Raw genomic sequence first — 12,435 nt, 5'->3', positions numbered from 1 at the left:
GTTATTACGGATTCACAAACGTCGATTTAACGCGTTGCGAGCGTTTGAAATAGGGCACCAGCAGTGCTGCAGCCAGCAATGGGAACAGCAGTTGGCGCACGGCAAAGGCGTCCGGAACCGGTGAAAACGCAAACGCTTTAATCGCCAGTAACACGGAGATCAGCAGCCATAGAATATAATGCTTAGGCACACAGGCTCTGCGTTTGAAAAACGCAATCGTCAGCCACAGCGTGTAATACCACATGGCAATCGCGGTAATAAAAGAGACGCCCCATAACAGCAAATTTGCCGTACTTTGCGCACCCAGCGTTTGGAAGGTTTGCGGTGTAGCCAGCGCAGTGACATAAAGTAATAACGCCAGCGAAGCGCTCAACAATGCGACTAACAGCCAGGCCAGTGGCCCAAGTAGCCAGCCCCCGATACGTTGTGCCGGTGTGGTAGTCATCTCTTCTCCAGGTTTACGCGCGCAATCAAACATGCCATTCATTTTGGGGCAATTATTATAAAGCTTTTAACGTTGAGCGCTACTTTCTTCTTTATTGCACGTAATGCCAGACTGATTTGGGTACCTGACCAACATCAAACAGACGACCTCCTGAGATAAGCTCGGCACGGCGATGGTCTGCAGCGCGATACATATTGATAATGTCGCTATCGTCGGTGAGCGTGTAGTTAAGATGGTCGAACAGTTTTTCCAGACTTTCGAGTGAACTGATTTTGCGGAATTTTAATAAGTAATCCTGAACAGTCATAAATGGAAATCCATATTAATAAAATAATACCAACGGAGTAGTAAATATAAATAATAAACAACATGCACAGGTAAAAGCGGATTGACGCGCAAATGTGAGAAGAGTGTTCATACCTGTGGAAAAGCAGGCGCTATGCGCACCTGCGGTAAGGGTAACGCGCTTCGCTACAGCAGGCAATATGCACCGGAGTGGGATGCGGCATTATTCTCTTTTTTTGACAAAATTCGATCTTTTGCAGCCAAACCCTGCCGTTACTCGATGTTAATTGCCGGGTTATAAGGGACTGCAGATGCTTATTTCTTCTGCACAGCAGCAACGGGCTCCGGGGGCTGGTAATTGTCAATATGATTGGCAACACCCAGCAGGATCACAGAGACGGTGAGAACAATCCAACCTGCTAATTCAATAAGACGATTCATTACTGATGACATTTGCTTTGATTTATCCATAAACACAGGCTGCAAATGTTACTAATCTCTCAATAATACAGCAAGATAATTGGGAACGATTTCTCCCTCTTTTTCGCTGCAAGTTAAGCATAAGTGGCATATGTTTGACTTAAGTTAATAAACAACCTTTGTAGCGCAATGGTTATTAAACTATTGAGACGTTGCAGGGTATGGTGTGAAATAGGTCAGTCCTGAATTGAGAGGCTATAACATGAGTGACAACATCCGCGTTGGGCTAATTGGCTATGGTTACGCCAGTAAAACCTTCCATGCCCCCCTGATTGTGGGCACACCGGGCCTCGAACTGGCTGCGGTTTCCAGTAGTGATGAAGCAAAAGTGAAGGCAGACTGGCCAACGGTGGCGGTTGTTGCTGAGCCTAAACACCTTTTTAACGATCCGAATATCGACCTGATTGTGATCCCCACGCCTAACGACACTCACTTCCCGTTAGCGAAGGCTGCACTGGAAGCGGGCAAACATGTGGTTGTTGATAAACCTTTTACCGTGACACTGTCACAAGCACGCGAACTGGATGCGTTGGCGCGTAGCCTTGGCCGCGTGCTGTCCGTTTTCCATAACCGCCGCTGGGACAGTGATTTTCTGACGTTGAAAGCCCTGCTGGCGGATGGCGTTTTGGGGGAGGTGGCGTATTTCGAATCCCATTTCGATCGATTCCGCCCCCAGGTTCGTGACCGCTGGCGTGAACAGGGGGGGCCGGGAAGCGGCATCTGGTATGATTTAGCACCGCATCTTCTGGATCAGGCGATTAACCTGTTTGGTTTGCCCGTCAGCATGACGGTAGACCTGGCTCAGCTTCGCCCAGGTGCGCAAGCGACGGATTACTTCCATGCCATCCTGACTTACCCGCAGCGTCGTGTGATTCTGCACGGTACCATGCTCGCTGCCGCTGAGTCGGCCCGTTATATCGTGCACGGATCGCGTGGCAGCTATGTGAAGTATGGTCTTGACCCGCAGGAAGAGCGCCTGAAAAATGGCGAGCGACTTCCTCAGGAAGACTGGGGTTACGACATGCGCGATGGCGTGTTGACGCGAATAGAAGGCGAAGAGCAGGTTGAAGAGACCTGGCTGACTGTACCGGGTAATTACCCGGCGTACTATGCTGGCATTCGTGATGCGCTAAATGGTCACGGTGAAAACCCGGTACCGGCGAGACAAGCTATTCAAATCATGGAGCTGATTGAGCTGGGTCTTGAATCGGCGAAACATCGCTCGACGCTGTGCCTTGCCTGATTAGGCAAATGCCGGATGGCGATGCTCAGCATCTCATCCGGCACTTTAACCGTCACGCTGCGGCGACTTTCTCGCGCAGGGCACGTTTTTCTTCGTTACTCAGAAATGCCATTTCCAGGCCGTTGATTTGCGCCTGACGGATCTGTTCGCGCGTGAGTCCTGCCGCTGGCGCGGCAATGGTGTACTCGTGAATAATATCCACACCCTGTACCGCCGGATCGTCCGTATTCAAACTGGCTAAAACGCCATGCTCAAGGAATGTTTTCAGCGGGTGGGTTGCCAGAGAGGCGACGGTGCTGGTCTGAATGTTCGATGTCAGGCAGGATTCGATGCCGATACGGTGTTCGGCGAGGTAATCCATCAATGCACGATCTTCAACGGCTTTTACGCCGTGACCAATACGTTCTGCGCCCAGCTCTTTAATAGCCTGCCAGATACTTTCTGGTCCCGCGGCTTCGCCCGCATGCACGGTAATACGCCAGCCGGCGTCGCGCGCCTGATTGAAATGCGACAGGAACAGACTGCCCGGGAAACCGAGTTCGTCACCCGCCAGATCCAGTGCCGTAATATGGTCACGGTGGGCTAACAGCGCATCCAGTTCCTGCAGGCAGGCGGTTTCGCCGAAGGTACGGCTCATAATGCCAATTAAGCGAGCTTCGACGCCAAAGGTCTTGCAGCCCTCGCGTACGCCGGCAATGACGGCTTCAACCACGCCCGCAACCGGGAGCTGATGCGCCATCGCCATATAGCCGGGTGAAAAACGTAATTCTACATAGTGCAGGCCGTTACGTGCTGCATCCTCAATATTCTCAAATGCCACGCGGCGACACGCATCCAGCGAGGCCAGTACCTTCACGCCCCAGTCAAGCTTGGATAAAAAGCTCACTAAATCCGGCTCAGTTGATGTGACTTGCACATGAGGGATCAGCGTCTCCAGCGTTTGTGCCGGAAGCGTTAAATTGAACTGACGACCCAGATCCAGGATCGTTTGGGCACGGATGTTACCATCAAGGTGGCGATGGACGTCGGTCAGGGGGAGGGAAGTATCAATCATGGTCGCACTCGTGTATTTAGGTAAAGTGCGTCGTATTATATGAAAAAATCGGGATAAAAAGCTATGTTGCGCAATGAATAATTTCATTGCGCAAACTTAATTAACGTACAGAACGGATGGCGTTAATCAGCCCCTGAACGCCTTTTTCAAGCTTGGATCTTGGGCATCCGGCATTGAGGCGTACAAAACCGCGACCTTCTTCTCCGTAGGTGTATCCCGGCATGATAGCCACTTTCTGCTGGTGGATGAGAACATCCTGCAAGGCATGGTCATCAATATTGAGCGGACGCAGGTCAATCCATGCCAGATAGGTGGATTGCGGAATCTGCCAGTTGAGTTCGGGGAATGCGGCATTAAGCTCACGCGCAACGTAATGCAGATTGCTGGCAAGATAATCGCGCAGCGCATCAAGCCAACTTGCACCCTGTTGATAAGCGGCAATATGTGCGCTAAGCGCCAGCACCGCAGGCGAGGAAAGACCATCGCGGCCTTTTAACGCGCTGAGGTAATCGTTGCGGCTTTGAGCATCTTCAATGAGTCCGTAAGCCCCGGTTAGTGCCGGAATATTAAAACTCTTTGAGCCGGAAGTGAGCAGTGCCCAACTGCCGCGCGCGACGTTACTCCACGGGATGTGCGGCCGGTCTGACCATACCATATCCATATGAATCTCATCGGAGATAACTTTTACACCATGGCGCTGACACAGTTCCGCCATGGCTTCCAGCTCGTCGCGCGTCCACACTTTGCCCGTTGGGTTTTGTGGGCTGCAAAGCAGAAGAATTTTGCTTTCAGGTCGAGACAGGGCTTTCTCCAGCGCAACCATGTCACAAAACCAGCCGTCGGCGCGTTTTTCTAGTCCGACTGCGCACACCTGGCGCTGATTACCTTCAATCGCTTTGTAAAACGCATCGTAAGCCGGAGTATGGATAACCACCGCATCGCCCACGGATGACCACTGGCGGATCAACTCCGACACCATATAGATGACCGAGGGGCCATATACCAGCGACTGAGGATCTATTTGAGTGTTATGCCGCGAAAGAAACCAGTGGCTTATCGCCGCCAGAAACTCATCGTTTTTCCAGCGGCTGTAACCCAACACGCCATGTGACAGGCGCTGAGTCAGCGCCTCCAGAATGCAAGGTGCGGTGGCAAAATCCATATCGGAGATGGTGAATGGCAGCAGGTCGGCTGAACCAAAACGGTCGGCAACGTAATCCCACTGAGTACACCAGGTACCGTGCCTGTCCACAACCTTTGAAAAATCAAACATATTGTTATCCTTAAGCCTGTACGGTGTTCATCAGAACCGCGATCTCGTCTTTCACTGACTGGACCTGCGGACCGATAACGACCTGAAGGTTATGCTGATTGAGTTGTACTACGCCAATGGCACGATTGTCCTTCAGAGCCTGTACGTTAACAAGCGACATATCTTTCACTGACAAGCGCAGACGGGTGATGCAATTATCCAGGCTGACAATGTTTTCTGCGCCGCCCAGCGCCGCCAGAATAGCAGGGACGTTATAACCTGATTTACCAGGCGCTCCGGCCATTACTTTTTCGATATTGCTGGCAATTTCGACTTCACGGCCCGGCGTCTTCAAATTGAAACGCGTGATGGCGAAGCGGAAGATCACGTAGTACACCGCAAACCAGATAGCCGCGACAACAGGGACCAGGTACCACTTGGTGGACAATCCGTGCAGGATGCCGAACACCACGAAGTCAATCAGGTTACCGTCAGTGTTACCGATAGTGACGCCAAGCACTGCCATCACGGTGAAGCCAAGACCGGTTAGCAGGGCGTGGATTACATACAGAACCGGAGCGACGAACAGGAATAAGAACTCGAGTGGTTCAGTTGTACCGCCGATGACACAGGCAATCAGACCAGAAATTAATAACCCTTTAATTTTATGACGATTTTCAGGGCGTGCGCAGTGGTACATGGCTAATGCCGCACCCGGTAAACCGCCGAGGAACGCCGGCATTTTACCCTGGGACAGGAAACGTGTTGCGCTTTCAGAGAAACCTTGCGTTGTCGGGCAGCTCAGTTGAGCCTGGAAAATAGTCAGTGCGCCGCTCACGCTATGGCCGCAGACTTCCTGTGTGCCGCCAGCTTCGGTGAAGCGAATGAGTGCCACCAGAATATGGTGCAGGCCAAAAGGCAGCAACAGACGTTCACCGGTACCAAACAGCATAGGACCAAATTCCCCCGCGCTATTGATGATGTGACCGAGTCCGGTAATGCCCATGGCGAAAACCGGCCAAATCAAGGGAATGACCAGCCCGACCAATCCCATCACCACCGAGGAGATGATAGGCACAAAGCGCGTACCACCGAAAAACGCCAGCGCATCCGGCAGACGAATGTTGTGGAAGCGTTCATGCAGCATCCAGACAATGATCCCGGCAATAACGGCTCCGAGGATCCCGGTGTCGATCGACTGGATCCCCAGAATGTTTTGCACGTTGTTGGCTTTCAGGATCGCCGCATCTGTGGTGGGTAAGATACCTTTGGCGGTTAACCAGAAATTGACGGCGAGGTTCATGACCGCATAACCGACAAAACCGGCAAACGCCGCAACGCCTTTGTTCTCGCGCGCCAGGCCCAGAGGAATGGCAATACAGAACATGACTGGCAGGAAGCTAAACGCAAATGAGCCAACTTTACTCATCCAGGTAAAGATGGCCTGCAGCACCGGATTCCCCAACGCCGGGATCAGCGTTAAGACATCATGGCTGCTCAACGAGCTGCCGATCCCCAACATGATCCCGCAAAATGAAAGCAGCGCTACAGGCAGCATAAAGGTTTTGCCCAACTGCTGGAAAAATTCCCATAACGTTATTTTTGGTGTGGTTCTCGCCGTCATCAAACGACTCCTTGTAAAGGCTAGCTGACTAATGATGGCGAGAAGATAAAACGTTTTACCTAATTTTAGTGCGGTATAAATCACATTATCGAACGATAATAGGGGGTATAAATATAAGTGATTGATAAAACGTTTTATCCGTCACGTTATCAGGGAGTTTTCTGTTTTTATGGCTATAGCCAAAAAAATAACCATCCATGATGTTGCGCTGGCTGCGGGGGTTTCGGTCAGCACCGTCTCATTGGTGCTCAGTGGAAAAGGGCGAATTTCATCAGCGACTGGGGAGCGAGTGAATGCTGCTATTGAGCAACTAGGGTTTGTGCGTAACCGCCAGGCATCAGCGCTGCGCGGCGGGCAGAGCGGAGTAGTTGGTTTGATTGTACGCGATCTTTCAACGCCGTTTTACGCCGAGCTGACGGCGGGTCTGACGGAAGCGTTAGAAGCGCAGGGGCGCATGGTCTTCTTACTGCACGGCGGTAAAGATGGGGAGCAGCTGGCGCAGCGTTTCGCGATGTTACTCAACCAGGGGGTGGATGGCGTGGTCATTGCCGGGGCCGCCGGTAGCAGTGATGCACTGCAACAGTTGGCCGCTGATAAAGGGATCCCGGTGGTATTTGCATCACGCGCCAGCTACATGGATGACGCAGACACCGTCAGGCCCGATAACATGCAGGCTGCACAGTTACTGGTTGAACATCTTATCCGCCACGGACACCAGCGTATTGCATGGCTGGGCGGGCAGAGTTCTTCATTGACTCGCGCAGAGCGCGTCGGCGGCTATTGTGCAACGTTACTAAAATATGGTTTACCGTTTCATAGCGACTGGGTGCTGGAGTGCTCATCCAGCCAGAAGCAGGCCGCAGAAGAGGTAACGGCACTGTTACGCCGCAATCCCACGATCAGCGCGGTGGTGTGCTACAACGAAATAATCGCCATAGGCGCCTGGTTTGGCCTGATGAGAGCAGGACGTCAGAGTGGTGAAATTGGTGTCGATCGCTATTTCGAACAGCAAATATCGTTGGCCGGATTCGCTGATGTGGCCGAAAACGCGTTGGACGATATCCCGATTACCTGGGCCTGTTCGCCCGCGCGTGAAATGGGATACACCCTTGCTGAACGTATGCTACAACGCATTGCCCACGATGAAGGTCATTCACGCAATCTGACGCTTTCCGCTCGTCTAGTGGCGGCGAAATAAAAAAGCCCGATAAACACTGTTATCGGGCCTGTCACCGACGAGTGATTATTGTTGCGGGATGGCAGGGGCGTCCGGCTGTGTAAGAGAAGGCATACCGAACATACCAACAAACTCATCCAGCGGCATTTTTTGTCCGTTCAGCGTCACCTGGCCGTTTGCGTATTGCAGGCTGGTGCCGATAACGTTGTCCTGCAAAGTCGTAATGCGGAACATCTGACCCATCGCCGCCAGGCCATTAACCTGTTGCTTCGCCAGACCAGCCGCTTCTTCCTGCTGATATCCTTCCAGTTTGGCAATTTGCGTCATGAACTCAGTCGCCATATCGACAGGGATGGTCAGTTTCGCATCCAGCGATTTGACGGAACGATCCACTTCCTGGGCCAGCGTTTGCGGCTCCACCGTGTTTGCTGTCGGATCTTTTAGCAGCAGTGACAGATTAAATGTGGTTTCACCTTTTGCATTCTTCCAGCTCAGTGGAGCAATGGTGACAACCGGTTCGCCTTTCATCAGAATCGGTAGCGCATTAAAGAAGGCTTCGGTGACTTTCTGCTGATAAAGCTCAGGATTTTGGACCACATCAATCTGCGCCATCAGCGCTTTGGTTTGGGCGCTGTACTGCTGGCTGAACTGGTGCAGTGCTTCACCGTCAATCTGGCCAACTTTTAACGTCAGCTTACCGCTCCCCATATCCTGGCCCTGCAATTTAAGGCTGTTCAGGGTGTAATCCAACTGGCTGTTGACGGTTTTGCCATCGTTAATCAGATCGGATTTGCCATCGATACCCATGCCTTCCAGCACCGCCAGCTCTTTGCCCTCGACTGAAATCGACAGTTTTTCGAGGGACAATTTCTGATCGCCGATGCGCTCACCAAAGCTTGCAATACTGCTGGAACCTTCAGTTTTCAGGTTATTGAAAGTAACTTGTACTTTCTGATCATACTCATTGACGGCATTAACCAGGCCACTTTGCGCCTCGCCAGTCAGCGACACCGCATTACCATCCTTATCTGCCGTAAACTGGAACTCCCCGCCGCTAAAGGCCACTTTTTCGTCGCCTTTCTCGTAGTTCAGCGGTTTGAGGGAGAGATCGGAACGGGTATCCCCACTGTAGCCAATACGGGAATTAATGATGAATGGCGTCTCACCTTTGGCAATATCAAACAGCGGTTTCGTCACGTCGTTATTGACCAGCGTCGTTTTCACGGAGGCCATTGCCGGAACAAGATTCAGTGATTTCAGCTGAGCCAGCGGGAAAGGGCCGTGATCCACGGTTTCATTCAGGACGATGCTTTGTCCCGGTTTCAGCCAGGAATCTGCCTGACCGGCGACAGGTTTCACCACCAACTGCAGTTGGCTATTGAACACGCCGCGCTGGTAGTTTTGATAACTCAGTTCAATGCCCGCCTCTGGGGAGTAGCGTTTTAACTGATCGTTTGCCTGCGTCACCATCTCGGCGAGATGCGTTTCGAGTTTCTTTCCTGTGTACCAGGCGCCGCCCGTCCAGACGATACCCAGTGCAACCACCACACCCGCAGCTACCAGCGATTTTTTCATTTTGATATCCATAAAATAAAACCAGGCGTTTGAAGACGCCTGGAGGAGTGACATGTCTTTAACTCACTACAGCTTAGCAAGAGTTGTTAAAAATATCAGTATCTTGCTACAGCTTGTTATAAACCCGAGCTAAACGGCCCGTGCCGCTGACGTTTACCGGCGATTCATTCGCGCTAATAAAGGCCGACTCACCCGGCTGCAGCACCAGACGCTGCTCGCCCTTGCTCAGCACGGCTTCACCTTCGATGCAGAACAAAATGGCCGCACTTTGCTGGTTGATATCTGCGCCATTGGCGGTCAGTTCATGCAAGGAGAACGCGAAATCGTCGACCGGAATGGGGAAGTCCAGTTCGCTGTCAGTCTTAACTGGCGTGGTCAGCAGCTGATTGGCTGGCTTGGCGACAAACTTAACGTTGGCGACCAGCTCCGGGATATCAATGTATTTTGGCGTCAGTCCGGCGCGCAGCACGTTGTCCGAGTTAGCCATTACCTCCAGCGCCACACCTTGCAGGTAGGCGTGTGGGGTTTCGGCAAATAAGAACATCGCTTCGCCAGGATTGAGTTTCACCACATTGAGCAGCAGCGGGGAGAAGAGCCCGCTGTCATTCGGATAGAAATCGGCGATCAGGCGAATGGTTTGCCACGGTTCACCCTGCTGGCTGTTCAGCGCCGATTTCAGGATCGCCAGCGCATGGGATTTCTCCTCATCCTGCATATTCAGCAAGCTGGCGAAAAGATAGCTCAGACGTTCCGCGCTCGGTTCCTGCAGGAAATGCGCAATAGCCGGATGCGCGGCGGAAACCGGTTGTAACAATGCGACAATGTCAGAGAACTCGCGGAATGCGTTCATCGCCAGGAACGGTGTCAAAGCAAAAACCAGTTCCGGTTTGTGGTTAGGATCTTTGTAATTGCGCTCGGCGGCATCCATCGGGATCCCCGCCGCGTTTTCTTTGGCAAATCCGATTTCAGAGTTGTGCTTGTTAGGATGAACCTGAATCGAAAGAGGTTGCGCGGCGCACAGTACTTTAAACAGGAAAGGCAGTTCACCAAAGCGTTTCGCAACAGCATCGCCTAACAGTGCGGATTTATCGTGTTCGATGACATCACGCAGAGCGACCGTCTGGCCGTCAGCGTTCAGAACCTGCGAACTGCTTTTCGGATGCGCGCCCATCCACAGCTCAGCCATCGGTTGCTGAGTGGGGTTGGCAATCCCATAAAGTTCCGTTAACGCAGTTTTACTTCCCCAGGCGTAGTTCTGCACTGAGTTGATGAGTTTTTGCATTCTCAAGCCCTGTTTCAATGTGGAATTTTCTACGGCTATTAAACCAAGAAACCCTGAGCGAAGTAACCTGCACATGTAAAAAGTCGTACTTGTCTCAGTTTTTGTTAAAAAATTGTGTAGGATATGGTGACTCGCTTTTAATACCCTGAGTAATTCCGGTTGCAGAAAGCCTTTCCTTCTACAACCCGACCTGCGGCAGGGAAGCAGGGCAATGGAACATCTGCCCAGAGAATAACCAGACCGAGCAGTAAGTGAGAGCACAATGTCAAACAAACCCTTTCATTATCAGCATCCTTTCCCCCTCAAAAAGGATGATACCGAATACTATCTGCTGACCAGCGACCATGTCTCCGTTGCCGAATTTGAAGGGCAGGAGATCGTTAAAGTCGCGCCGCAAGCCTTAACGCTGCTGGCTCGTCAGGCCTTCCATGATGCATCGTTTATGCTGCGTCCTGCGCATCAGCAGCAGGTGGCCGACATTCTGCGTGACCCGGAGGCCAGCGAAAACGACAAATATGTGGCCCTGCAATTCCTGCGGAATTCTGATATTGCGGCAAAAGGTATTTTGCCGACCTGTCAGGACACCGGCACCGCGATTATCGTGGGTAAAAAAGGTCAGCGCGTCTGGACCGGCGGCGGTGATGAAGCTGCGCTGGCGCGCGGTGTGTATAACACCTACATCGAAGATAACCTGCGCTATTCACAAAACGCCGCGCTGGATATGTATAAAGAGGTGAACACCGGTACCAACCTGCCGGCACAGATAGATTTGTATACCGTCGATGGCGATGAATACAAATTCCTGTGTATTGCCAAAGGCGGTGGTTCGGCGAACAAAACCTATCTGTACCAGGAGACCAAAGCGCTGCTCACGCCGGGCAAATTAAAAAATTACCTGGTTGAGAAGATGCGAACGCTGGGAACAGCGGCTTGCCCGCCGTATCACATTGCGTTTGTGATCGGTGGAACCTCAGCGGAAGCCACGCTGAAAACGGTGAAACTGGCGTCGGCTAAATATTACGATGAGCTGCCGACCGAAGGTAACGAACATGGTCAGGCATTCCGCGATGTGGAGCTGGAAAAAGAGCTGCTGATTGAGGCACAGAATTTGGGGCTGGGCGCGCAGTTCGGCGGGAAGTATTTCGCTCATGATATCCGCGTGATCCGCCTGCCGCGTCACGGTGCGTCGTGTCCGGTTGGTATGGGCGTTTCTTGCTCAGCCGATCGAAATATCAAAGCTAAGATCAACCGTGAAGGTATCTGGATCGAAAAACTGGAGCATAATCCAGGCAAATATATACCAGAAGAGTTGCGCCAGGCGGGAGAAGGCGAAGCGGTACGCGTTGACCTCAATCGTCCGATGAAAGAGATCCTGGCTCAGCTGTCGCAGTACCCGGTTTCTACACGTCTGTCGCTTAACGGTACCATTATTGTTGGCCGTGATATTGCGCATGCGAAACTGAAAGAACGTCTGGATAACGGTGAAAGTTTGCCGCAGTATGTTAAAGATCATCCGATCTATTACGCTGGCCCGGCAAAAACGCCGGAAGGTTATGCCTCTGGTTCACTTGGACCAACCACGGCAGGGCGTATGGATTCGTATGTTGACCAGCTTCAGTCCGCAGGTGGCAGCATGATCATGCTGGCGAAAGGCAACCGCAGCCAGCAGGTGACCGATGCCTGTCATAAGCATGGCGGCTTCTACTTAGGCAGTATCGGCGGCCCGGCAGCGGTGCTGGCCCAGGGCAGTATCAAGAGTCTGGAGTGTGTGGAATACCCTGAACTGGGGATGGAAGCCATCTGGAAAATTGAAGTGGAAGATTTCCCGGCGTTTATCCTGGTGGATGACAAAGGCAACGATTTCTTCAAGCAGATTCAGACGTCGCAGTGCGCACGCTGCGTTAAGTAACGTCAGCCGCCCTTCGGGGCGGTTTTTTTTTACCGCACGAACCACCAAACGACAGATTAATCCTCGTTAATACTCATAAGACCAATGCAAATGGGCAATGTCGAAACAT

General features: G+C 52.0%; 11 protein-coding genes. 3 read left to right on the top strand and 8 right to left on the bottom strand.

Features of this window, described 5'->3' with window-relative positions; translation table 11 throughout:
* Positions 1–4 precede the first annotated feature (4 nt).
* The 3 genes from HVZ52_RS11720 to blr all read right to left on the bottom strand — a co-directional run bounded on the left by HVZ52_RS11720 (position 5) and on the right by blr (position 1,171).
* Entirely contained in the window at positions 5–445 is a 441-nt protein-coding gene (locus HVZ52_RS11720) for a DUF2569 domain-containing protein (RefSeq protein WP_016153009.1), read from the bottom strand.
* A 91-nt stretch (positions 446–536) separates the two neighbouring features.
* Positions 537–752 carry a transcription modulator YdgT gene (gene ydgT, locus HVZ52_RS11715; RefSeq protein WP_003832804.1) on the bottom strand — a complete coding sequence of 72 codons (216 nt, stop codon included), beginning with the start codon at positions 750–752 and terminating at the stop codon, positions 537–539.
* A gap of 293 nt (positions 753–1,045) precedes the next feature.
* On the bottom strand, positions 1,046–1,171 hold the full coding sequence (blr, locus tag HVZ52_RS11710) for a division septum protein Blr (RefSeq protein WP_019076739.1): 126 nt from the start codon (positions 1,169–1,171) through the stop codon (positions 1,046–1,048).
* 241 nt (positions 1,172–1,412) lie between these two features.
* Between blr and HVZ52_RS11705 the strand changes: the two genes are divergently transcribed.
* Entirely contained in the window at positions 1,413–2,453 is a 1,041-nt protein-coding gene (locus tag HVZ52_RS11705; RefSeq protein ID WP_016153010.1) for an oxidoreductase, read from the top strand.
* A 52-nt stretch (positions 2,454–2,505) separates the two neighbouring features.
* On the opposite strand, the gene add is transcribed toward HVZ52_RS11705, so the two are convergent.
* The 3 genes from add to malX all read right to left on the bottom strand — a co-directional run bounded on the left by add (position 2,506) and on the right by malX (position 6,383).
* Positions 2,506–3,507 carry an adenosine deaminase gene (add, locus tag HVZ52_RS11700; RefSeq protein ID WP_016156440.1) on the bottom strand — a complete coding sequence of 334 codons (1,002 nt, stop codon included), beginning with the start codon at positions 3,505–3,507 and terminating at the stop codon, positions 2,506–2,508.
* A gap of 100 nt (positions 3,508–3,607) precedes the next feature.
* Positions 3,608–4,780 carry a MalY/PatB family protein gene (locus tag HVZ52_RS11695; protein WP_094169217.1) on the bottom strand — a complete coding sequence of 391 codons (1,173 nt, stop codon included), beginning with the start codon at positions 4,778–4,780 and terminating at the stop codon, positions 3,608–3,610.
* Between the two features lie 10 nt (positions 4,781–4,790).
* Positions 4,791–6,383, bottom strand: coding sequence for a maltose/glucose-specific PTS transporter subunit IIBC (malX, locus tag HVZ52_RS11690; RefSeq protein WP_016153013.1), 1,593 nt, complete (start codon positions 6,381–6,383; stop codon positions 4,791–4,793).
* Positions 6,384–6,552: 169 nt separating this feature from the next.
* On the opposite strand from malX, the gene HVZ52_RS11685 reads away from it, so the two are divergent.
* Entirely contained in the window at positions 6,553–7,581 is a 1,029-nt protein-coding gene (locus HVZ52_RS11685) for a Mal regulon transcriptional regulator MalI (RefSeq protein WP_016153014.1), read from the top strand.
* A gap of 45 nt (positions 7,582–7,626) precedes the next feature.
* Here HVZ52_RS11685 and HVZ52_RS11680 read toward each other — a convergent pair whose 3' ends face one another.
* Both HVZ52_RS11680 and manA read right to left on the bottom strand, forming a co-directional pair.
* Positions 7,627–9,135 (bottom strand): YdgA family protein, encoded by a 1,509-nt coding sequence (locus HVZ52_RS11680; protein WP_029139531.1) that lies wholly within the window; start codon positions 9,133–9,135, stop codon positions 7,627–7,629.
* A 106-nt stretch (positions 9,136–9,241) separates the two neighbouring features.
* The gene (gene manA / locus HVZ52_RS11675; protein WP_101700684.1) at positions 9,242–10,417 is read right to left on the bottom strand and encodes a mannose-6-phosphate isomerase; all 1,176 of its coding nucleotides are present in this window, start codon (positions 10,415–10,417) and stop codon (positions 9,242–9,244) included.
* Positions 10,418–10,679: 262 nt separating this feature from the next.
* Here manA and fumB point away from each other — a divergent pair, with 262 nt between their 5' ends.
* Positions 10,680–12,326, top strand: coding sequence for a class I fumarate hydratase (gene fumB / locus HVZ52_RS11670; protein ID WP_016153017.1), 1,647 nt, complete (start codon positions 10,680–10,682; stop codon positions 12,324–12,326).
* Positions 12,327–12,435: the final 109 nt, after the last annotated feature.

The organism is Citrobacter sp. RHB36-C18, assembly GCF_013814485.1.
GTDB lineage: Bacteria > Pseudomonadota > Gammaproteobacteria > Enterobacterales > Enterobacteriaceae > Citrobacter > Citrobacter braakii.
This window is presented reverse-complemented; position numbering and strand designations above follow the sequence as displayed.